Origin of the sequence: Streptomyces sp. NPDC012637 (genome assembly GCF_042954805.1) — a bacterium.
Lineage (GTDB): Bacteria > Actinomycetota > Actinomycetes > Streptomycetales > Streptomycetaceae > Streptomyces.
Genome location: NZ_JBIBDS010000001.1, coordinates 1,494,087 through 1,515,569, shown reverse-complemented (window position 1 = coordinate 1,515,569; position 21,483 = coordinate 1,494,087). Strand labels below are relative to the sequence as shown.

Here is a 21,483-nt window from a genome sequence, read left to right as displayed (position 1 = left end):
TCGTCGTCAGAGCGCCGCGTAGCCGGGGCGGACCAGGTCGTCGATCAGCCGCTGCCGCTCCGGCAGCGGCAGGAAGGCGGCCTCCAGGGCGGCGACCGTGAACTCCTCGAAGACCTCCGGGCCGTAACCGAAGGCGTCCGCCATGTGCTGGAACTCCTCGCTCATGGTGGTGCCGGAGACCAGCCGGTTGTCGGTGTTGAGCGTGATCCGGAAGCCGAGCCGGCGCAGCTCGTCGATCGGGTGCGAGGCGTAGTCCTTGGCCGCGCCCGTCTGGAGGTTGGAGGTCGGGCAGACCTCCAGGGCGATGCGGTTGTCGCGGACGTACGAGGCGAGGCGGCCCAGCGTGCCGTCCTCGGCGATGTCGTCGGTGATCCGCACCCCGTGCCCGATCCGCTCCGTGCCGCACACCTGCACGGCCTCGTGGATCGACTCCGCGCCGACGGCCTCGCCCGCGTGGATGGTGAAGTGGCAGTTCTCCCGCTTCAGGTGCTGGAAGGCGGGGAGGTGGCGGCCCGGCGGGTTGCCGATCTCGCCGCCGGCGATGTCGAAGCCGGCCACGCCGCTGTCACGGTGGGCGACGGTCAGCTGCGCGATCTCCAGGGAGCGGTCGGTGTGCCGCATGCCGGTGAGCAGGGCGCGGACGGTGATCCGGCCGCCGGTGCGGCGCTCGCCCTCGCGGAAGCCCGCGTTCACGGCCTCGACGACCTCGTCGAGGGTGAGACCGGCCTCGAGGTGCTGCTCGGGGGCGTAGCGCACCTCGGCGTAGACGACCCCGTCGGCGGCCAGGTCCTCGGCGCACTCGGCCGCGATCCGCTCCAGCGCCTCGCGGGTCTGCATCACCGCGCAGGTGTGGGCGAAGGTCTCCAGGTACCGCTCCAGGGATCCGGAGTCGGCGGCGTCCCGGAACCAGACCGCCAGCGCGGCCGGGTCCTCGGTGGGCAGCGCGGTGTAGCCGCACTCACGGGCCAGCTCGATGATCGTGGCCGGGCGCAGCCCGCCGTCGAGGTGGTCGTGCAGGACGGCCTTCGGAGCCTTGCGGATCCAGTCGGCGACGGCAGGGGAGGCAGGGTTGTCAGACAAGTGCATGGCGGGGAAGTGTACGCCACCGCAGGCACCCGATGGTGTGACGGTGGCGACAGGGCCTGCGGCGACGGGGACAGCGGCGGCGGGAAGGGGCTCGCGGAGGCGCCGCATCCCGGCACCACCCGGCCGCCCGCCCGCCGGCGCACCCACCGCACGGCGGCGTCACCCCGGGAGTGCCGTCGGTGGCCCACTCGCCGTGGCCGGGGAGTGCCCGGCGTGGACGTCGTCGAGCTCCCGGGCCCAGCGGCCGGGGCCCCGCGGCTCAGTTCGACTGCAGCACCGGCAGCGCGGGCGCGCCCGTCGGCAGCATGTGCTTGGCCGCCAGGACCGGTGTCTCCTCGACCCGCACCACCTGCGTGACCAGCACCGCCGGAGTGTCCGCCGGCCGCCCCAACTGCTCGCCCCTGCGCCGCCCGAGCAACGTGGCCGTCACCGCGCTGTGCGCGCCCAGCGGCACACCCCGCGAGGCGCCCGCGAGGATCCCCAGCATCGACGTCCGCTCGGGCGCCACCGCCGTGCGCAGGGCCTCCGCGAAGGCCGGGTGCGCCCGCTCCAGGACCTCGTCGGCCGCCGCCCACTCATGGCTCAGGACCGCCGGACCCGCCTCGCCCGTCAGCACGGATTCCCAGAAGCGCAGCTCCGCGCCGGCCGGGGCGAGCAGGTGCTGCGTCGTGAAGTCGGTGGGTTCCTCGACGGTGCGCAGCAGCCCTCGCACCCGCAGCGGGACGGCGGTGCCGAGGAGCTCCTCCAGTGCCTGGACGTGCTCGAAGCCGCGCCGCGGCGGATGGGCGTTGACCGTCCGGCCCACCCCGCGCCGCACCGTGAGCAGCCCGTCCTCCTGGAGCAGCAGCAGCGCCTCGCGCAGCGCGGGGCGGCTCACGCCGAGTTCGCCCGCGAGCCTGGGCTCGGAGGGGAGTGTGGAGCCCGGGGGATAGGTGCCGTCGTGGATGGCGTCCGCGATCCGTTCGTAGAGTGCGACGACGGGGCGTCGTCGCTGTCCGCCGGCTGCCACGGATCGGTCCTCCTCGTGCTGGCGCCCGCACCCGTGAGGTGCGCGGTCACGTCCGCCGCGTCTACCGTAGCGGCCCGCTGTTGTCTGACAAGTCACTCGGACGGGTGCCTTCGCCGCCGCCGAACCCGCGGAATCGGCCCATCCTGGGGGGACGCACGACGGAGGAGAGGCCGGCCATGAGTCGCAGGGAGACATCGAGCACGGACGGGACCCGGGCGGGTGGAGTCCTCACCCCCGGCCGGATCGCGATCGCGGTCGTCGCGGTCCTGCTGCTCGTGTTCATCTTCGAGAACACCCACCAGGTACGGATCAGACTGCTGGTCCCCGAGGTCTCGATGCCGCTCTACCTCGCGCTCCTCGTGACCGCCCTGCTCAGCGCGGGCTGCGGCTACTACGCGGCCGCCCGGAGGCGCAAGTGAGGCGGGCCGCGCTGCTCGGCGCGGGTGCCGTGCTCGCGCTCGCGGCGGTGGCCGTGAGCTCCGCGGAGCCGGCGGTGGGCGAGGAGGAGGGCGCGGAGCGCGCCGGTGGGCGGCAGCCCATGCCCGACCTGCTCGGCCGGGGCCTGTGGCGGGTCTTCACCGTCCTGGCGCCGCGTACCCGGCTGGACGTCCACGACGTCGGTGGCCGGGACCGTCGGGTGCTCTGGCCGCCGAACTGGTGGGTCTGCACCCAGTACCCGGCGCCGGGCGCGGAACGCGCGGCGCGCGGGCGGGTGGTGGTGGGCGTGGTGAAGAAGGGCGAGACCTGCCCGGCCCGAGTGACGGCGGCCCGCCGCTGAGGCCTGGGCCCGGCGCCGAGGCTTGCGCGGGCGGTTGGGGTGCTGGGCCGGGACGGTCGGTGGTGCTGGGCCGGGACGGTCGGTTGTGGTGGTGAGCCGGGGCGGGCGGTCCCGGGCTCAGCGCCGGCGTGGTCCAGTCCGGCGCCGGCTCCGGGGCGGGCGTCTCCGGCGCCGAGCCCGAGGTGGGCACCCTCCGGCCCCGCCCCCTCACCGCCGTCGTCGGCCGTGGTGCCCGGCCCGGACCTCGGTACGGACCGGACCGCGCGGCGGTAGCCTGGGGCCATGTCCGACGATCTTGGCCCGTATCTCGTCACCGGGGCCCGCGTCGGCCTGCGGCAGTTCCGTTACGCCGACGCCGACGAGTTCACCGCCCGCGCCCGGGAGAGCCGCGCGCTGCACACGCCGTGGCTGTTCCCGCCGCAGACGGCGGAGGCGTACGAGACCTACGCCCGCCCGCTGATCGAGGACCCGGCCAGGGCCGGATTCCTGGTGTGCGAGCGGGATGGCGGCGGCATCGCCGGGTTCGTCAACATCAACAACATCGTCCGGGGCTCGTTCCTCTCCGGTGCCCTCGGCTACGGCGCCTTCGCGCACGCCGCCGGGCGCGGGCTGCTCTCGGAAGGCCTCGGGCTCGTCCTCGCGTACGCTTTCGGGCCGCTTGGGCTGCACCGCCTGGAGGCGAACATCCAGCCCGCCAACACCGCCTCCCGCGCCCTGGTCCGGCGTGCCGGCTTCCGCCTGGAGGGCTTCTCGCCCGCGATGCTGTTCATCGACGGCGCCTGGCGCGACCACGAGCGCTGGGCGACGACCGCCGACCGCCGGCCCGAAGACCGCCGGCCGAAGACCACCAGGCTGTCGACCGCCCACGGCTAGGGCGTGTCTCCTTGGTCTGCTCGTCGGTTGATCGGATGTGTCTGTCCGGTGTGTGATCACTGATGCGATGTGGGACCGGATCGAGCCGTTGATGCCGGCCGATCCGGTCCGTGGTCGGCGATGGGCCGACCATCGTCGAACCCTGGAGGCCATCGCGTGGAAGTACCGCACCGGCTCGCCTTGGCGGGACCTGCCGGATGAGCTGGGCTCATTCCAGACCGCTCACAAACGGCTGCTCAGGTGGGCCGTGGACGGCACCTGGGAACAGATCCTCGCCGCGCTCCTGGCAGCGGCCGACGGTGCTGACGACATCGGCTGGACCGTGTCGGTGGACTCGACTGTCTGCCGGGCCCACCAGCACGCCGCCGGAGCCAGGAAAAAGGGGCGCCGTTTCGTGTCGAGCCCGATGACCACGCGCTCGGACGTTCCCGCGGCGGCCTGAGTACGAAGGTCCATCTCGTCAGCGACAGCCATGCACGGCCTTTGTCCCTCCGCGTCACCGCTGGCCAAGCGGGCGACGCCCCGGCCTTCGAGACCGTCATGGCCGGTATCCGTGTTCCCCGAAGCGGAACCGGAAGGCCGAGGACCCGCCCGGACGTCGTCCTGGCGGACCGCGCGTATTCATCCCGTGCGATCCGTGCGCATCTTTGGCGGCGAGGTATCCGTGCCGTGATCCCGCAGCCCGCTGACCAGGTCGGTCACCGACTGCGGCGAGGTCGCGCCGGTGGTCGCCCGCCCGGCTTCGACACCGAGGCATACAAGCAGCGCAATGCCGTTGAGCGGTGCATCAATCGCCTCAAGCAATGGCGTGGTCTGGCCATGCGAACGGACAAGCTCGCCATCGCCTATCAGGCCGCACTGCACATCGCAGCCATCCTGATCTGGACGCGGGTCTAGGTTCGAGTCAGCGGGAGCTGTGCGCTGCCTGAAGGGCCGCCCACTCCAAGACGGGGAACTCGTAGCCCCAGCGCCTCCTGTACCCGTGTGTCCCATGCTCGGAGAGAAGCTCCTCGATCATGGCCATGAAGGCACTGACGAACGCCTCTGTTTGTACCCGACCTGCCCAGACCAGTCTCGCGTTCGACCACCAGGACGCCGGCTCGTTCAGGTCCGCGAACTCCACTATCTGAACGAAGACTTCCTTCTCTGTCTGGTTGAAGAAGACTCTCGTCCCGCTCGGCTCGCCGAAGAACGTCACGAAGGTCGCACTGCACCCGAGGAGCAGAGCCTGGACACCGTTCATGAACCCGGCCAGGACCTCAGGCCCTACGTACGAGGCGCGCACCATCTGTTCGGCATCGTTCACCGACCACGACCACGTAGCCGACCCAGACCCGCCAAGCTTCCAGCGCATACTCTGGTCATGCGCCGAAGAAACGTTGAATGGACTGTGAACCATGCCTTCCCCCTGCGCCAGGCGACGCTGCCCCTAGAAGTCGCCGAGTCGGCCATGACTCGATCACGAGAACGACGATGTCATAGACAGATCTGAGAAACACGCCCCAGGTCGAAGCCTGCCGGCAGCCGGCAGCCGGACGTCGGCGTGGCGACCGCCAACCGCCTACAGGCAATCGCTACCGCCGGTCCGCCTACCGTCGGCCGGGCGTCAGCGCTTGTAGTTGATCTTCATGGTGTCCATGTCGGTGACCGAGGACCGCAGCCCGCCGAAGCCGTGTCCCTGCTCCTTCAGGGCCCGCTCCACCCGGTCCTCCGCGATCGCCCCGGCCATCTCCTCGCCGTCCTCCGCGTCGGACACGACGATCACGCGGTACGAGAAGTGCTTGAGGGTCCGGTCGTAGGCGAGCGAGCCCTCCTCCGTGAAGCGCATCGCCGACATGCCGTGCTCGTCGGCCTCGGCGAGCAGCCGGCTCCGGCTCTCCTCCGACAGTCCGTCGAACGTGCCCCGCACGATCACCCGGTACGTGTGCTGCGTGCCCATGCCTGGCGCCCTCCTCGGTAAAAGCACCACCCTAGGGCGACCGGTGCAGGGCGCAACGGAATTTCCCGGTCAAGCCTTCGGAGGCCGTTGTCCACCCTCTGGCCAGGGATGGTTCCGCCGTGTTCCATGGTCGACATGACGACCGTACGACGTGCCGTACTCACCCTGCCCGCGGCGCAGTTGGGCCCGGACAACCCCCTGCCCGCCCTCCACCGCATCGGCGGGCCCGTAACCCCCGCGGTCGACGAGCGGGACCGGGCCGGACTGCCCCGCGACATGGCCCGGCAGCTCGGCCACGCCCCGCTGCGCACCCTGCTGCCCACCCGGATGCGCGACGGGTACGGGCGCGAGCGCACCCCCACCGCCCTCGAAGCGATCGAGCTCGAGAACGACCGGCTGCGCGTCACCGTGCTCCCCGGCCTCGGCGGACGCGTCCACTCGCTGCTCCACAAGCCGACCGGCCGTGAACTCCTCTACCGGAACCCGGTGCTGCAGCCCGCCGCGTTCGCCCTCAACGGCGCCTGGTTCTCCGGCGGCATCGAGTGGAACATCGGCGCCCGCGGCCACACCACCCTGTCCTGCGCGCCGCTGCACGCGGCGGTCGTCCCCGCGCCCGACGGCGGCGAGATGCTGCGGCTGTGGGAGTGGGAGCGGCTGCGCGACCTGCCCTTCCAGGTCGACCTGTGGCTGCCCGAGGACGCCGAGCACCTGCGCGTCGGGATCCGGATCCGCAACCCGCACGAGAGGGCCGTGCCCTGCTACTGGTGGTCGAACACGGCCGTCCCCGAGGACCGCAGGGTCCTCGCACCCGCCGACACCGCCTGGCACTTCGGCTACGCCCACGCCCTGCGCCGGGTCCCGGTGCCGCGCACCGACGACGGCACCGACCGCACGTACCCGCTGGAGAGCACCCACGCCGGCGACTACTTCTACGCGCTGCCGGACGGGCAGCGGCGTTGGATCGCCGCGCTCGACGAGCACGGTGCCGGCCTGGTGCAGACCTCCACCGACGGCCTGCTCGGCCGCAAGCTCTTCGTGTGGGGCACCGGCCGCGGCGGGCGCCGCTGGCAGGAGTGGCTGACCGAGCCCGGCACACCCGGCTACGCCGAGATCCAGGCGGGTCTCGCCCGCACCCAGCTGGAGCACCCGACCCTGGAGGCCGGGGAGGAGGTGTCCTGGCTGGAGGTGTACGGGCCGCTGACCGCCGACCCGGCGGCGGCGCTCGGCGAGGACTGGACCGCTGCCCGCGCGAGCGTCGAGCAGGCCCTCGCCGAGGCCGTGCCGCGCGCCGAGGTCGATTCGGCGTACGAGCGGTGGCGTGCCGCCGCCGACACCGAGCCGGGCCGGCGGCTCGCGATCGGCTCGGGCTGGGGCGCGCTCGAAGTGCTGCGCGGTCGGTACGAGTTGCCGGGCACGCCGTTCGAAGCCTCGCTCCTGGGCGCGGAGCAGCGGCCGTGGCTCGACCTGCTCCGCACGGGCGCCCTGCCCGCCCCGGAGCCGGGTGCCGCGCCCGGGCCCACGCCGGTCTCCGACGCGTGGCGGGACATGCTGGAGACCGCTCCGGCCGACCCGGTGACCGAGTACCACCTGGGCGTGGCCCAGTGGGCGGCGGGCGACCTGGCCCAGGCGGTACGGAGCTGGGAGCGCGGTCTGAAGAACGCGGCCGAGCGCTGGCCGCTGCTCTACTGCCTGGCCGTGGCCGACCGGGAGGACGGGCACCTGGAGCGGGCCGCCGAGCGCTGTGCCGAGGCGTTCGAGGACCAGTACGGAGGCGATCCGCTCGTGACCGCCGCCCTCGGGCGCGAGACGGTCACCGTCTTGCTCGCCGCCTCCCGGACCGCCGAGGCCCGTGCCGTGCTGTCCCGGCTTCCCGAGGACGTCCGGGCGCGTGGCGCCTTCCGCTACCTGGAGGCGCGACTGCTGTTCGCGGAGGGGCGCACGGCGGAGGCCCGCGCCGTCTTCGACGAGGGCTTCGAGGTGGCCGACCTGAAGGAGGGCGCCGAGGAGCTGGGCGAGCTGTGGTCCCGGCTCACGGACGAACCCCTGCCGTACGCCTACGAGTTCCGCATGCGGCCGAGCTGAGCCGGGCGGGAGCCGAAGGCCGGGCCGGATACCGCGCGCGCTCAGCCGGAGCGTCGCCGTGCCCTCGGCCGTGCCCTCGGCGAGGGTGCCGCCGGGCCCTCGGCCGGGGTGTCGCCGGGTCCTCAGCCAGGGTGCTGCCCGGTCCTCCGCCGGGGTGTCGCCGGGTCTTCGGCCGGAGCGTCGCCGTTCCCTCGGCCAGGCTCTCGGCAAAGGTGCCGCCCGGTCCTCTGCCGGGGTGTCGCCCGGTCCTCGGCCCGTCTCCGGCGAGCGGCGCATCCCTCGCACCCGCCGCCACCTCACATCCGCCGCCACCTCACACCCGGCACAGGATCTCGCCGTGCGGCACCATGAACCAGGCGTCGTCCTCCTTGCCCCAGGCGCGCCATTCCCCGGCGATCTCCGTCAGTTCCCCGCTGGTCGCGTGGCCGCCCTCGACGGCCAGCTTCGCGTAGACCGAATCGGTGGTGCGGTCCGCCCACAGGCCGCTCCACCAGGCGCGCTCCTCCGGGCCCGCGAAACACCACACGCCGGCGGAGGCGGTGACGTCGGTGAACCCGGCCCGGCGGGCCCAGGACAGCAGCCGACGGCCCGCGTCGGGCTCGCCGCCGTTGGCGGCGGCCACGCGCCGGTACAGGTCCTGCCAGCGGTCCAGGACGGGCGAGGCCGGGAACCAGGTGAAGGCGCCGTAGTCGCTGTCCCGGGCCGCCACCACGCCGCCCGGCCGGCACACGCGCCGCATCTCGCGCAGCGCCTGCACCGGGTCCCCGACGTGCTGCAGCACCTGATGGGCGTGGACGACGTCGAACGAGTCGTCGGGGAAGTCCAGGGCGTGGACGTCGGCCACCGCGAACTCCACGTTGGCCACGCCCCGTTCGGCCGCCGCCGCCCGTGCCTTCGCCAGCACGCCCTCAGCCGCGTCCACCGCGGTCACCCGGCCGGGCGCCACCCGCTCCGCCAGATCGGCGGAGATCGTGCCCGGCCCGCAGCCGACGTCCAGGACGTCCAGTCCTGAGCGCAGTTCGGGGATCAGGTAGGCGGCGGAGTTCTCGACGGTGCGCCAACTGTGCGACCGCAGCACGGACTCGTGGTGGCCGTGGGTGTACGTGGCGGTCTCGCGCGGAGGCGTGGACGACGGCATGACCGGGCTCCTTCGTTGAGCGGGCGCTGCGTTCGTTGTCACCGTACGCCGACCATTCGCATCCTGAGACCCCGTTCTCAGTATATGGAATCGATCGCTGGACGGACCGCAGGGCGAGGGGAGTTCACCGAGGCCACTGCCAGCGGCGCTCGCCGTCCTGCAACACCTCCGTCGGTGCGAGACCCGCCGCCGCGGCCACCGCGGCCGAGGCATGGTGGTCCGGGTGGACATGGGCGACCAGCGCGGGCACGCCCCGCGACCGCAGCCAGTCGGCCAGGGCCACCGCCGCCTCCCGCGCCAGGCCACGGCCCTGCCAGGGTGTGCCCACCACCCAGGCGATCTCGGCGCCCTCGGGACCCACTGTGGCCTGCACGGTGCCCACCGCCTCGCCGGAGCCGCGCAGACGCAGCACCCAGTTGCACCACGAGACGGCGGGATCCGGCGAGCCCGCGAGCATCCGGGCGTGCCGGGCACGGAGCTCCGGCTCGGTGAGCGGCGCTCCGCCGACGAAGGCGTGCAGCGCAGGGTCGGCGAGGGCGTCGGCGAGCTCGGCGGCGTGGCCGGGCCGCAGGGGTTCGAGGTCCAGGCGGGCTCCGCGCAGCGGAGCGGCGGCGAGTCGGGTCGGTTCGGTCGCGTTCATCCGTACAGTCTCACCGGACTCCTCCGCCTGCCGTCCGCCAGTCTCGCCGGACTCCTCGGCCTGCCACCCGCCGCCGCCCCTCGGTCTCCGGTCGGACATGACGAACACTCATATGACAGGCCGGTGAACGGGCGGGCACCGCCCGCTCTCCGCGCCTAGGGTGTGGCCGACGCCCCGACGCCCCGACGCCCCGACGCCCCGACGCCCCGACGCCCCGACGTGCCGAGGAGACCCGCCGTGCCCGACCGCCGCACCCTGTTGAAGGCGCTCGCCGCCGCTCCCGTGCTCTCCGCCGCCGGGACGCTGTCCGCCGCGGCCGTACCTGCCGCCCGCGCCGGGACCGCTTCCGCGGCCGCCGGCGCGCCCGGCATCGTCAAGCCGCTCCCGCCCGAGTACTTCACCATCCGCGGCACCAACGCCGAGGCGCGCTTCGAGACCTTCCGGGACACCGGTCTCCTCACTCCGACGGACCGCTTCTTCGTCCGCAACCACACCTCCACGCCCGTCCTCGAGGCCGCCGACTGGCGGCTCACCGTCTGGGGCGACGGCCTGCACGGCCGCGAGCCCGTCCACTTCACCTACGGGCAGCTGCGCGACCTGTTCCCCGTCACCCGTACGGCCCTGATCGAGTGCGCCGGAAACGGCCGCAGCCTCTTCACCACCCAGCAGGGCGAGCCCGTCAGCGGCACCTCCTGGACCCTCGGCGCCGTCGGCGCCGCCCGCTGGCGCGGCGCGCGCCTGTCCGACGTGCTGCGTCTCGCCGGCCTCGCCCCCGACGCCGTCGACGTGATGCCGCGCGGCCTCGACGACCCGTACGTCACCGGAGGCGTCGACCTCGGCCGGGTCCGCCGCCCGCTGCCGGTCGCCAAGGCCCTGGACGACGTGATCCTCGCGTACGAGATGAACGGCGAGCCCCTGCCGTACGACCACGGCTTCCCCGTCCGGCTCGTCGTGCCGTCCTGGGTCGGCGTCGCCTCGATCAAGTGGCTCGGCGACATCCAGGTCTCCCGCACCCCGCTGTCCTCGCCCTGGTCCACCGACTACTACCGGCTCTTCGGCCCGGCCCACCCGCCCGGCGGAAGTGCCCCGCTCACCCTCCAGACCCTCAAGAGCGCCTACGAGCTGCCCTTCGGCGCCACCCTGGAGGCGGACAGGACGCACCGGCTCGACGGCCGGGCCTGGTCCGCGCACGCGTCCGTGCGGAAGGTCGAGGTCTCCACCGACGGCGGCGCCCACTGGCGGCTCGCCCGGATCGTCGACCGGCCCGTGCCCGGCCGCTGGGTGCGCTGGACGACCTTCTGGCGGCCGCGCGACACCGGGCCCGCCACCCTGCTGTCCCGGGTCACCGACGCGGCCGGGAACGTCCAGCCCGAGCGGACCGTGCACAACACCCAGGGATACCTCTTCGACGCGGTCGTCCGGCACCCCGTCACCGTCGTGTGAGGGGCGGGAACCGGCAAACCTCCGTATAAAGGACACCGGGGCGCCGCTCCTGTGCGCCCCGGTGCCCGCGCGCGGCCACGAGGAGGTTCCGGACATGCGGCAGACGGCCCCGGAGAGCCGAGGACCGGTGCGCTACGGGCCGCCCGCGCCGGAACCGGGCCTGCCCGTGCTGCCCGGCCTCGCCGCGCTCCTCGCCGCGGCCGTCGACCGCACCGAGCCCGAGCCGCCCGGCGGCGGGCCCGTCCTGCGCGAGGCCGCCGCCGGCTACTGGTGGCGCCGCGGACTGCGCACCCACGCCGAGGACGTCGTCGCCGCACCCGGTGCCCAGCCCCTGCTGCTCGCTCTGATCGCCGCGCACGGCGGCGACGTGCTGCTGCCCCGTCCCTGCCCCGCCTGGTGGACCCCGCAGGCCCGGCTCATCGGCCGCCCCGCCTACCACGTGCCCACGCCCGCCGAATGCGGCGGCGTCCCCGACCCGTACGCCCTCCTGGAGACCGTCCGGCGGGTCCGTGCCGAGGGCGGCAGTCCCCGGCTGCTGCTGCTCTCCGTCGCCGACGACCCCACCGCCACCGTCGCCCCGCCCGAGCTCGTCCGCGAGGCCTGCGAGGCCGCCGTCGCCGAGGGCCTCCACATCATCAGCGACGAGACCTGGCGCGACACCCTTCACCGGCCGCAGGACACCGTGCTGCTCAGCCCGGCCGAGATGTGCCCCGACGACGTCACCGTCCTCACCGACCTGGCCGGTGCCCTCGCACCCGCCGCCTGGCCCTGCGCCGTCGCCCGCTTCCCGCCCTCCGCCCCGTCGCGCGCCGACCGCTACGCCGACCACCGGGCCCGCACCCTCGACATCCTCACCGCGCTCGGTGCCCTGGTCCCCGGCCCCCTCGCGCCCGCCGCCGCGCACGCCCTCGACGAACCCGAGGACGTCACGGTACGGGCCCGCCGCACCGCCGACCTGCACGGCCGGGTGGCCGCCGCCGTCCACCACGCGGTGCTCGCGGCCGGCGCCCTCGCCCGCCCGCCGCAGGCCGGCCGGCACGTCTACGCCGACCTCGGCCCGCTGCGCGCCGGGCTCGCCGCCCGCGGCGTCACCGACTCCCTCGAACTGGAGAACCACCTCAGCGCCCGGCTGGGCACCCCTGTCCCCGGCGGCCACCGCTTCGGCGACGAACTCGGGGCCCTGCGCGCGCGGTTCGACACGGCCGCCTTCCTGGGCAGCACCGAGGAAGAGCGGACCGAAGCGCTGGCCTCGCCGAGGCCCGGGGAACTGCCCCATGTGGCAAGGGCGTTGAGCTCGTTCGGAGAGGCGCTCGACGAACTGGACACATGAAGGGAGCGGTTGGCGAGCCGCTCCGGCGGAGAGACGGACCGGTCGACGCATCAGACGGTCGACGCATCAGACGTCGACGCACCAGACGGTTGACGGAACAGACGGTTGACGGAACAGACGGAGGCCGCAGAGATGACGGAACAGACGGCCCGGCCGGCCCGGGCCCCGCACTCCGCCCGCACCCCCCACGCCCCGCAGCCCGCCCCCGCGCTCCAGCCCCTCGGCCGACTGCGGCACGACTGGCCGCGCAGCTTCGCCGACCGGCTCACCGCGCCGCTGCCCGGCGTCCGCGCGATGGCCAGGCTCGCCCGCGAAGGCGCCGTCCGCCCCGGCCCCGAAGGGCTCCGCGACATCCCACGGCTGCCCTTCGCCCCCGGGCCGCTGCCCGAGGCCGGGCCCGACACCCTCGCCGTCACCTGGGTGGGCCACGCCAGCTGGGTGCTGCGCATCGGCGGGCTCACCGTCCTCACCGACCCCGTCTGGTCCCGCCGCATCCTCGGCACCCCGGCCCGCCTCACCCCCGTCGGCGTCCGCTGGGAGGACCTGCCGCCGGTGGACGCCGTCGTCATCAGCCACAACCACTTCGACCACCTCGACGCGCCGACCCTGAAGCGGCTGCCCCGCCGCACGCCGGTCTTCGTCCCCGCCGGACTCGGCCGCTGGTTCACCCGGCGCCGCTTCTCCCGGGTCACCGAGCTCGACTGGTGGGAGGCGGCCGAACTCCGCGGCGTCCGCTTCGACTTCGTCCCCGCCCACCACTGGTCCAAGCGCACCCTGCTCGACACCTGCCGCTCCCTGTGGGGCGGCTGGGTGCTCACCGACCGCGCCGGGCGGCGCGTCCACTTCGCCGGCGACACCGGCTACGGCCACTGGTTCGCCGAGATCGGCCGCCGACACCCCGGCATCGACCTGGCCCTGCTGCCGATCGGCGCGTACGAGCCGCGCTGGTGGCTCAGCGACGTCCACACCGACCCCGAGGAGGCCGTCCGCGCCTTCCGGGACCTCGGGGCGCGGCGGATGGCTCCCATGCACTGGGCCACCTTCGTGCTCTCCTCCGAGCCCGTCCTCGAACCGCTCACCCGTGTCCGGGCCGCCTGGGACGAGGCCGGCCTGCCCCGCGAGGACCTGTGGGACCTGCCGGTCGGCGCCTCACGCGTGCTCGCCCCCTGACCGCGAGGAGCGCGACGGCCCGCGCAGCCGCCGCCACACCGCGGGGACCGCGCTGATCAGCACCGTGAGCGCCACCGCGGCCACCACGCCCTGCCAGGGCTCCGGGAAGAGCGAACCGCCGAGGATGCCGATGAGCTGGTACGTGGCCGCCCACGCCAGACAGGCCGGCAGGTCGCCGCGGGCGAACCGCCGCAGCGGCATCCCGGCGAGCAGACAGGCCAGCATCACCGGGATCCGCCCGGCCGGCACCAGGCGCGAGAGGACGAGCACCGGCACCTGGTGGCTGTCGAGCCGCTCCTGGGCGTGGGCCAGCCGGTCCGGCGTGGCCCGGGAGCGCAGGGCGGCGAGCCAGCGCGAGCCGTTGCGGGAGCGGACCCCGCGCTGCCCCAGCCAGTACAGCCCCAGATCGCCGGCGAACGCGGCGGACGACGCCACCAGGAACACGAAAAGGAGTGCGAACGGATCCGTCTGGTGGAAGGCCACCACGGCCGCCGAGCTCACGATCGCACCCGTCGGCACCACCGGCACGAGCGCGCCCAGCGCCACCAGCAGGAAGAGCGAGGGATAGCCGACCGCCTGCTGCGTCGACTCCGGCGGCAGCTCCCGCACCGCCGTGATCAGCCGGTCGATCACCGGGCGACCTCCGGCCGCGCCGGGCGGGCCCGCCTCACCGCGCCACTTCCGGCCGCACCCGCTCGCCGTGCCCCAGCAGGTGCACGGCCACCTTCGGGGCCAGCCGGGCCGCGTGCCGGACGAACTCGTCGCCCGGGGCGTGGAACTCGTGCGGGCGGATCGCGTCCATGCCGATCGGCCAGTACGTGCCGTAGTGGACCGGGACCGCGGCGGCCGGGGACAGCGCGGCGAGCGCCTGCGCGGCCCGGCCCGCGTCCAGGTGCCCGTGGCCCAGGTACGGGCCCCAGCCGCCGACCGGGAGCAGCGCCACGTCGACCGGGCCGACCGCGTCCGCCATGCCGTCGAACAGGCCGGTGTCACCGGCGAAGTAGGTACGGGCCTCGCCCTCCACCACGTATCCGAGCGCGGGGGAGCGGTGCGGGCCGAACGGCAGCCGCCGGCCGTCGTGCAGCGCGGGCACGGCCCGTACCGTCACGCCCGCCACGGCAACCTCCTCGCCCGGCGCGAGCTCCGCGAGCCGCAGCCCCCGGCGGTCCAGGCGGCGCAGCGCCGGTACGGCTGCGGGGGCGCCGGCCGGCACGACCAGCAGCGTTCCGGGGGCCAGCAGGGCCAGCGAGGGCACATGGAGGTGGTCGGCGTGCAGGTGGGACACCAGGACGGCCTCGGCCCGCGCGGCCTCCGGCGGCGGCAGCGGGCCGCGCCGGCGCCGCAGGTGCGCGAGCCGGCGCGCGAAGAGCGGATCGGTCAGGAGACGGACCCCGGAGTCCTCGACCGTGCACGTGGCATGACCCCACCAGGTGACTTCCACCGGCCCGCCGCCCCTCTCCTGTCGTGGCCCGGCCGGACGGCCGTCCGCGCCGCTTCCCATCCGTTCCCCATCCGTAACGAGGGTAAATGTCCGGAGCCGCGGGTGTGGCCGGACTTCGCCGGAGCGCCCTCCTTGGTATACCGGACCCCTCCTCGGCGCGCCCCGGACACAGTAGGGTCGGTCCATGGACGACGTTCGGGTGGCGGCGATCGCCAGCCTCACCCCGCTCGAAGAGCTCGACGACGACCCCTTCCTGGTCGACACCCGCAGCCAGCACGCCATGTGCGTCCGCTGGGCCAGGGACAAGGGCTACGTGGTGGCACGCCAGCTGTTCTGTTACGGCATCAGGCCGGACCACGACGCGCTGTGGGCCGACGTCGACGAGGGGGCCGTGGACCTCTTCGTCGCGCCGAACGACCGGGTGCTCGCCCGCGCGCTGACCGACGTCCCTGCCTTCCACGCCGAGTGCGAGCGGCGCGGCGTACGGCTCGAGACCGCCGGGTTCGACGAACCGGCGTACGACGCGCCGATGAAGGCCGGGGTGCACCGCAGGCTCTCCATGCCCACTGCCGGGTACGACGGCTCCTGAGCCCCTGGCGGGGTACGACGGCTCCTGAGCCCCTGGCGGGGTACGACGGCTCCTGAGCCCCTGGCGGGGTACGACGGATCTGAGCCCCGGCCGGGGTGCGTCGGCTCCTGAGCCCCGGCCGGGCCTCCCGCCGCTCCGACGGCGGCCGCTCCTGAACATCCGTCGGACGTTCGTCGAACACCTGTCGCCGCGCTCGGCCCGGCGCCGTTGTGCCACGCTTGGGGCAGGAAACGGGCGAAAGGTGAACCGGGCGTGGGCGAACGGCGAGGAAGGATCCCCGCCCGCTGGCGGAGCGCGGGCCGCGCCCTGCTGCGGGTGATCACGGTCTGGGCGGTCTCCACGCTCACCCTGCTGCTCCTCGCCGGCCTCCTGCCCGATTTCCAGCTCCAGTCCGACGACGGCGACAGCCTCACCGTCATCGCCTTCACCGCGGCCCTGGGCGCGGGCGCCTTCGGTCTGCTGAGCGCGATCGTGTGGCCGCTGATCGTGCGCGCCCTGCTGCTCGTACCCGCCCTGGTGCTCGGCCTGTTGGTGTTCTTCCTCAACGGCTCGCTGCTGATCGTCGCCCTCTGGCTGATCCCCGACGGGCGGGGCGCCGCCGCGCCCGAGACCGCTGTGGTCGTCGCCGCCGTGATGTCCGCCGTCGCCTCCGCCACCTCCACCGCGCTGGCCGTGCGGGACGACGGCGCGTACCGGCGCCGGCTCTACCGGCTCACCGACCGCAAGCGGCCGCGGACCGCCCGCGCCGGCGCCGAGCCCGCCCCCGGCACCGTCTTCCTCCAACTCGACGGCGTCGGCCACCGGGTGCTGTCCGACGCCGTCGCGGACGGCCGGATGCCGACGGTCGCCGACTGGCTCGCCACCACCCACACCCTCACCCCGTGGCGCACCGACTGGTCGAGCCAGACCGGCGCCAGCCAGCTCGGCATCCTGCACGGCTCCAACGAGGACGTGCCCGCCTTCCGCTGGTACGAGAAGGACACCGGCCGGCTCATGGTGTCCAACCGGCCCGCGAGCGCCGTGGAACTCCAGCGCCGCGCCGTCGAGCGCACCGGCGACGGCGGGCTGCTCACCCTCGACGGCGCCTCGCGCGGCAACCTGTTCAGCGGCGGCGCCGACCAGCTCGCGCTCGTCCTGTCGGTGGCCGCCCGGCGCGGCCGCCGCAACCGCTCGCGCTCCGGCTACTTCGCGTACTTCTCCGACCCCGCCAACGCGGTCCGCACCGCGGGGTCCTTCGTCGCCGAGGTCCTGCGCGAGGTGCGGCAGTCGATCCGCGCCCGGCTGCGCGGCGAGTCCCCGCGGGTCTCGCGCGGCGGCCTCTACCCCTTCGTCCGGGCCTTCGCCACCGTCGTCGAGCGGGACGTGGTGGTCGCCGCCGTCATGGGCGACATGCTCGCCGGGCGCACCGCCGTCTACGCCGACCTGGTCGCCTACGACGAGGTCGCCCACCACTCGGGACCGCGGGGACGCGACACCGACCAGGTCCTCGCCCGGCTCGACCGGTCGATCGCGCTGATCGCCAAGGTCGCCGAGCACGCGCCCCGCCCGTACCGGATCGTGCTGCTGTCCGACCACGGGCAGAGCCCGGGAGAGACCTTCGAGTCCGCGTACGGGCTCACCCTGCGCGACCTGGTGCGGGCCGGCTGCGGACTGCCGGTGTCCCGCCGCGTACGGCGTGCCCGGGGACGCTCCCGGACGGAGTCCGGGGGAGGTTCCGAGGCGAGGGACGCGGCCCGGGACGCGCTGCGCAGCGCGCTGCACCGGCCCGTCGACGAGGCGGCGGAGGCCGGGCAGGACGGCGCTGAGGCGGCGGCGGTCGCCGCGGCGCGCGCTCCCGAGCCGGTTGTCCTGGCCTCGGGGAACCTCGGCCTGGTCTCCTTCCCCGGTGTGCCGCACCGGATGACCCGTGAGGAGATCGACCGGCTCCACCCGGCGCTCCTGCGCACCCTGGCCCACCATCCCGGCATCGGCTTCCTGCTGGTCGCGAGCGAGGAGCACGGGTCGGTGGTGCTGGCCCGCGACGGCGTCGAGGTCCCGGTCGCCGAACTCGCCGAACTCGCCGAAGCCGACGGACGCGCCGACGAGGGGCCGCTCGCCGTCTTCGGTCCCGGCGCCGCCGCTGCCGTACGGCGGACCGACGGCTTCCCGCACGTCGCCGACATCATGGTCAACTCGATGTACGACCCGGCGACCGGCACCGTCCACGCCTTCGAGGAGCAGATCGGCTCGCACGGCGGCCTGGGCGGCGACCAGGCGCTTCCCTTCCTGCTGTGGCCGCGTGAGCTGCCGCCGCCGCCCGCCGGACTGGTCGGCGCGGAGGCCGTGCACCAGGTGCTGCGCGGCTGGCTCCGGGAGAGCGAGGGACCGCAGGTGCCGCTGGAGATTTCCCCGTCGAAGCGCCATGCGGAAGCGTTTCTTCCGGCCGACGGGCCCGCCGTACGGGACAAACACGGGTGATTTGGAAGCCCGTCTCGGAATCCGGACCATGGTGGCGTTTGTACGACGAGAGGCGCACCACCCCCCATGAGCACGGCCCCCGCCGCGACCACCGCGCAGGCTCCCGCCCCCACGCCCACCCCCGCACCGGCCCGGGAGCAGGACCCGAAGCCCACCAGGCACGCCCGCCGCTTCGGGCTCCCGATCGCCACCGCCCTCGTCATGGGCAACATCATCGGCGGTGGCATCTTCCTCCTGCCCGCCTCCGTCGCCCCGTTCGGCACCATCAGCCTGGTCGCCTTCGGCATCCTCACCCTCGGCGCGATCGCCCTGGCCCTGGTCTTCGGCCGGCTCGCCCACCGCCTGCCGCAGACCGGCGGACCCTACGTCTACGCCCGCGCCGCCTTCGGCGACTTCGCCGGCTTCCTCGCCGCCTGGTCGTACTGGATCACGGCCTGGGTCTCCAACGCGGCCCTCGCCGTCGCCGCCGTCGGCTACCTCGACGTGCTCGTCCCCGTCCACGGGTCCACGGCCGCCACCATCGCCGCCGCCCTGCTCATCCAGTGGCTGCCGGCCCTCGCCAACCTGGCCGGCACCCGCTACGTCGGCGCGGTGCAGATCGTCGCCACCGTGCTCAAGTTCGTCCCGCTGGTCCTCGTCGCCGTCGGCGGCCTGTTCTTCTTCGACAGCGCCAACCTCGGGCCCTTCCAGGCGAGCGGCGGCAGCGCGCTCGGCGCCGTGTCCGCGTCGGCCGCGATCCTGCTCTTCAGCTACCTCGGCGTCGAGTCCGCCGCCGTCAGCGCCGGCGAGGTCCGAGACCCGCGCCGCAACGTCGGCCGCGCCACCGTCCTCGGCACCCTCGGCGCCGCCGCGGTCTACCTGCTCGGCACGCTCGCGGTGTTCGGCACCGTCGCCCACGACGAGCTCGTCGGCTCCACCGCGCCCTTCTCCGACGCCGTCGACGTCATGTTCGGCGGTTCCTGGGGCGGCGCCGCGGTCGCCTGCATGGCGCTCGTCTCCATGCTCGGCGCCCTCAACGGCTGGACCCTGCTCAGCGCCCAGGCGCCCTATGCCGCCGCCCGCGACGGCCTGTTCCCGAAGGTGTTCACGGTCAAGCGGCGCGGCGTCCCGACGGTCGGCGTGCTCGTCACGGTGGTCCTCGCCTCGCTCCTGACGGTCTACAACTACACGGCCGGCACCCAGGGCGTCTTCGAGATCCTGGTCCTCGTCACCACCTTCACCGCCACCGTGCCGTACCTGCTCTCCACGGCCGCCCAGATCTACTTCCTGCTCTCCGGCCGCTCGGACCGGGTCTCCCGGGCCCGACTCGCCCGCGACGGCGTCCTCGCCCTCGCCGCCTTCGGCTTCTCGCTGTGGCTGGTCGCGGGATCCGGCTACGCGGCCGTCTACCAGGGCGTGCTCTTCCTGTTCGTCGGCGTGCTCGTGTACGCGGCGATGGCCGCCCGCAAGGGACGCGCCGCCGGGACCGCGGCCTGACACCCGGTGCGGTGAAAACCGGGCCGGGAGCGTAGGCCGGGCGGGCGGATCTCCCGCCCGGGCCGGAACACCGCCGTCCCGGCGGGGCAGTACGGATCTCCATGAGGCCCCTCGCCCGGATCGCGCTCGCGGTGCTGCTCGTGCTCGCCGCGCTGCTCGGCGCGGGCACCGGCGGCGGGCTCGCGGCCGCCGAGGGCGAAAGCCGGTCCGTCTCCGCCGCGGCCGACCCCTGTGCGGAGACCCACGAGGCGGCCGGAGCCGAGGCGAGCGCGCCCGCGCGCGGCGAACGGCGGCCCGCGCCGCCCCGTCGCCCCCGCCCCCCGGCACCCGCGGGCGACCCCGCTCCCGCGCCCGCTCCCGCACCCGCGGCACCCGGCGCGGCTCCCCGGTCGGCGGTGATGCGGTGCTGAGAGGCCCTGCCTCTCCGTACCCCTCACCCCCCACCGCAAGGAGCACCACCATGCCCGTCGACCACTTCGCCGTGCTCAACGCCCTGCTGCGCGCCGAGGCCGCCCGCGACCGCACCGCCGAACACCGCACCCCGCGCCGCGAGACGGAACCCGCACCGGAACGGTCCGGCACGTCCGCGGCCCCGACGCGGACCGCCGAGACGGAAGCCCGAACTGAGTGACCTGACGCGACCCACCCCGAACCGGGCCGGTGGACCGACGCGCGGGCGACCGCGCGGACGCGGGGCGCGAGGCGTGGGGCCGGGCGGACGACCTCGTCCGTCCGCCCGGCCGCCTTCCGCCGCCGCCCGGTCCACCGGCCCCCCCGCCCGCCCTCACGCCGTGAGCGGCAGCTCCCCGGCGGCGCCCGGCCGCTCCGGCTCCGGGCCCCGTCGGCCGTGCGCCACCACCAGGCCGAGCACCGCCAGCGCGAGCAGTCCGAGGGCGAGCAGGGCCGGCACCCGGGCGACCAGCGGACCCGCGAAGAGACAGCACGCGCCGCCCACCAGGAGCGCCGTGGGCCGCGGCCCTGCGGAGCGCAGCACGATCGCCGCCGAACCGAGCAGGAACAGACCCACCCCGCCGGTCAGCGACCACGCCACCGTGCCGTGCAGCGGCTCCGCCAGACCGTAGTGGCCGGTGTCGGCGACCTGCATGAGCACCTTCTTCATGCCGAGTGCGCACAGCACCACGCCCGCCACCAGCGGCAGGTGGAGGAACGTGTACGCGTCCCGGGCGAAACGGGTCCGCCCGTCCCCGTCCAGGGCCGCGAGCCGGTGTTCCGCGAGCTCGCCGAAGCGACGGAAGTACAGCGCCCACAGCCCGGCCGAGAGCAGCAGGCCCGCCGCGCACGCACCGAGCACGGCCACGGTCAGCGGGAAGCCCTCCATGCCCACGCCCATCGCCACGATGGACTCGCCGAGCGCGATGATGACGATCAGGCCGTACCGTTCCGAGAAGTGCCCGGGCGAGTTCACCCGCCACCCGGACGCGCCGGTCACGTAGATCGCGCCGTAGTCCACCGCCACCGCGCCCAGCCAGAGCAGCAGCCGTGGCGTCCCGTCGTACGCGCAGCCCACGAGCAGCAGCGCGAACGGCGGCACCACCGACAGCAGCGCCGTGCGCCGCAGCGTGCGGTGCAGCACCCTGTCACCAGGGCTGGCGAGACGGTACGACACGAGGTGCAGCACGCGGACGACGCCGTAGCCGAGCACGAACACCAGAGGCGCGGGCAGCCCGCCCGGCGCGTCGGCCAGCACCTCCGGCACCACGAGCGACACCACGAACACGGTCGCCATGACCGCGACGAGCACCCCGAACAGCGCGGCCGAGTCCGCCCGTACGACGTTGCCCAGCCACGAGAAGGCGCACCAGCACCACCACAGCAGCGCGAGCACCGCCATCGCCCCGACCACCCGCACCGGCGACGGCGCCGCCGCCATCAGGGCCGTCACCTGGGTGATCGCGTAGACGAAGACCAGGTCGAAGAACAGCTCCGCCGGCGTCACCTTGTGGTCGTCCCCGGTCGCCACCATGTGCGACCGCCCCTTGCCCCCCACGGCATCCCCCTGAAAGCGAACGGG

Annotated in this window: 22 protein-coding genes; 13 read left to right on the top strand and 9 right to left on the bottom strand. The window is 74.5% G+C overall.

The window, feature by feature from the left end; all coding sequences use genetic code 11:
- Window positions 1-6: 6 nt before the first annotated feature.
- Together ACFY8W_RS06905 and ACFY8W_RS06900 are read right to left on the bottom strand one after the other, a co-directional pair.
- Window positions 7-1,086, bottom strand: coding sequence for an adenosine deaminase (locus ACFY8W_RS06905; protein WP_391101133.1), 1,080 nt, complete (start codon window positions 1,084-1,086; stop codon window positions 7-9).
- Between the two features lie 259 nt (window positions 1,087-1,345).
- The gene (locus ACFY8W_RS06900) at window positions 1,346-2,095 is read right to left on the bottom strand and encodes a GntR family transcriptional regulator (RefSeq protein ID WP_391101130.1); all 750 of its coding nucleotides are present in this window, start codon (window positions 2,093-2,095) and stop codon (window positions 1,346-1,348) included.
- Between the two features lie 176 nt (window positions 2,096-2,271).
- On the opposite strand from ACFY8W_RS06900, the gene ACFY8W_RS06895 reads away from it, so the two are divergent.
- From ACFY8W_RS06895 to ACFY8W_RS06880, 4 genes are all read left to right on the top strand, one after another.
- Window positions 2,272-2,514, top strand: coding sequence for a DUF1049 domain-containing protein (locus ACFY8W_RS06895; protein ID WP_391101128.1), 243 nt, complete (start codon window positions 2,272-2,274; stop codon window positions 2,512-2,514).
- Window positions 2,511-2,873 carry a hypothetical protein gene (locus tag ACFY8W_RS06890; RefSeq protein ID WP_391101126.1) on the top strand — a complete coding sequence of 121 codons (363 nt, stop codon included), beginning with the start codon at window positions 2,511-2,513 and terminating at the stop codon, window positions 2,871-2,873. Before ACFY8W_RS06895 ends, ACFY8W_RS06890 begins: the two co-directional genes overlap by 4 nt.
- A gap of 282 nt (window positions 2,874-3,155) precedes the next feature.
- Window positions 3,156-3,746 carry a GNAT family N-acetyltransferase gene (locus ACFY8W_RS06885; RefSeq protein WP_391101124.1) on the top strand — a complete coding sequence of 197 codons (591 nt, stop codon included), beginning with the start codon at window positions 3,156-3,158 and terminating at the stop codon, window positions 3,744-3,746.
- A gap of 37 nt (window positions 3,747-3,783) precedes the next feature.
- Window positions 3,784-4,643, top strand: a protein-coding gene (locus ACFY8W_RS06880; RefSeq protein ID WP_391101121.1) for an IS5 family transposase whose coding sequence is annotated in 2 segments (ribosomal slippage) — window positions 3,784-4,138 and window positions 4,138-4,643 — 861 coding nt in all. Because the reading frame shifts where the segments join, the coding sequence is not laid out codon by codon here.
- A 7-nt stretch (window positions 4,644-4,650) separates the two neighbouring features.
- Here ACFY8W_RS06880 and ACFY8W_RS06875 read toward each other — a convergent pair.
- Together ACFY8W_RS06875 and ACFY8W_RS06870 are read right to left on the bottom strand one after the other, a co-directional pair.
- Window positions 4,651-5,052 carry a hypothetical protein gene (locus ACFY8W_RS06875; RefSeq protein WP_391101119.1) on the bottom strand — a complete coding sequence of 134 codons (402 nt, stop codon included), beginning with the start codon at window positions 5,050-5,052 and terminating at the stop codon, window positions 4,651-4,653.
- Window positions 5,053-5,352: 300 nt separating this feature from the next.
- Entirely contained in the window at window positions 5,353-5,685 is a 333-nt protein-coding gene (locus ACFY8W_RS06870) for a DUF6204 family protein (protein ID WP_391101117.1), read from the bottom strand.
- Window positions 5,686-5,820: 135 nt separating this feature from the next.
- On the opposite strand from ACFY8W_RS06870, the gene ACFY8W_RS06865 reads away from it, so the two are divergent.
- Window positions 5,821-7,767 (top strand): DUF5107 domain-containing protein, encoded by a 1,947-nt coding sequence (locus ACFY8W_RS06865; RefSeq protein WP_391101114.1) that lies wholly within the window; start codon window positions 5,821-5,823, stop codon window positions 7,765-7,767.
- Between the two features lie 313 nt (window positions 7,768-8,080).
- On the opposite strand, the gene ACFY8W_RS06860 is transcribed toward ACFY8W_RS06865, so the two are convergent.
- On the bottom strand, window positions 8,081-8,905 hold the full coding sequence (locus ACFY8W_RS06860) for a methyltransferase domain-containing protein (protein WP_391101112.1): 825 nt from the start codon (window positions 8,903-8,905) through the stop codon (window positions 8,081-8,083).
- A 124-nt stretch (window positions 8,906-9,029) separates the two neighbouring features.
- Window positions 9,030-9,545 (bottom strand): GNAT family N-acetyltransferase, encoded by a 516-nt coding sequence (locus tag ACFY8W_RS06855; protein WP_391101109.1) that lies wholly within the window; start codon window positions 9,543-9,545, stop codon window positions 9,030-9,032.
- 219 nt (window positions 9,546-9,764) lie between these two features.
- Between ACFY8W_RS06855 and ACFY8W_RS06850 the strand changes: the two genes are divergently transcribed.
- The 3 genes from ACFY8W_RS06850 to ACFY8W_RS06840 all read left to right on the top strand — a co-directional run bounded on the left by ACFY8W_RS06850 (window position 9,765) and on the right by ACFY8W_RS06840 (window position 13,488).
- Complete coding sequence (locus ACFY8W_RS06850) at window positions 9,765-10,988, top strand: molybdopterin-dependent oxidoreductase (protein ID WP_391101107.1); 1,224 nt, start codon at window positions 9,765-9,767, stop codon at window positions 10,986-10,988.
- A 94-nt stretch (window positions 10,989-11,082) separates the two neighbouring features.
- Entirely contained in the window at window positions 11,083-12,318 is a 1,236-nt protein-coding gene (locus ACFY8W_RS06845; protein WP_391101105.1) for an aminotransferase class I/II-fold pyridoxal phosphate-dependent enzyme, read from the top strand.
- 132 nt (window positions 12,319-12,450) lie between these two features.
- Complete coding sequence (locus ACFY8W_RS06840) at window positions 12,451-13,488, top strand: MBL fold metallo-hydrolase (protein ID WP_391101103.1); 1,038 nt, start codon at window positions 12,451-12,453, stop codon at window positions 13,486-13,488.
- On the opposite strand, the gene ACFY8W_RS06835 is transcribed toward ACFY8W_RS06840, so the two are convergent.
- Window positions 13,468-14,121: a VTT domain-containing protein gene (locus tag ACFY8W_RS06835; RefSeq protein ID WP_391101101.1), complete on the bottom strand. Its 654-nt coding sequence runs from the start codon at window positions 14,119-14,121 to the stop codon at window positions 13,468-13,470. The two genes, ACFY8W_RS06840 and ACFY8W_RS06835, sit on opposite strands and share 21 nt — an antisense overlap.
- Before the next feature lie 34 nt (window positions 14,122-14,155).
- Window positions 14,156-14,989 carry an MBL fold metallo-hydrolase gene (locus tag ACFY8W_RS06830; protein ID WP_391101099.1) on the bottom strand — a complete coding sequence of 278 codons (834 nt, stop codon included), beginning with the start codon at window positions 14,987-14,989 and terminating at the stop codon, window positions 14,156-14,158.
- Window positions 14,990-15,113: 124 nt separating this feature from the next.
- Here ACFY8W_RS06830 and ACFY8W_RS06825 point away from each other — a divergent pair, with 124 nt between their 5' ends.
- From ACFY8W_RS06825 to ACFY8W_RS06805, 5 genes are all read left to right on the top strand, one after another.
- Window positions 15,114-15,518, top strand: a complete 405-nt coding sequence (locus ACFY8W_RS06825) for a hypothetical protein (RefSeq protein WP_391101096.1) — start codon at window positions 15,114-15,116, stop codon at window positions 15,516-15,518.
- A gap of 252 nt (window positions 15,519-15,770) precedes the next feature.
- On the top strand, window positions 15,771-17,975 hold the full coding sequence (locus ACFY8W_RS06820) for a phage holin family protein (RefSeq protein WP_391101094.1): 2,205 nt from the start codon (window positions 15,771-15,773) through the stop codon (window positions 17,973-17,975).
- Between the two features lie 66 nt (window positions 17,976-18,041).
- Entirely contained in the window at window positions 18,042-19,451 is a 1,410-nt protein-coding gene (locus tag ACFY8W_RS06815) for an amino acid permease (protein WP_391101091.1), read from the top strand.
- 101 nt (window positions 19,452-19,552) lie between these two features.
- On the top strand, window positions 19,553-19,861 hold the full coding sequence (locus tag ACFY8W_RS06810) for a hypothetical protein (protein WP_391101089.1): 309 nt from the start codon (window positions 19,553-19,555) through the stop codon (window positions 19,859-19,861).
- Between the two features lie 50 nt (window positions 19,862-19,911).
- On the top strand, window positions 19,912-20,082 hold the full coding sequence (locus ACFY8W_RS06805; RefSeq protein WP_391101086.1) for a hypothetical protein: 171 nt from the start codon (window positions 19,912-19,914) through the stop codon (window positions 20,080-20,082).
- Between the two features lie 153 nt (window positions 20,083-20,235).
- Here the strand turns inward: ACFY8W_RS06805 and ACFY8W_RS06800 are convergent, their stop codons facing one another.
- Entirely contained in the window at window positions 20,236-21,435 is a 1,200-nt protein-coding gene (locus ACFY8W_RS06800) for a low temperature requirement protein A (RefSeq protein ID WP_391101084.1), read from the bottom strand.
- Between the last annotated feature and the right edge of the window lie 48 nt (window positions 21,436-21,483).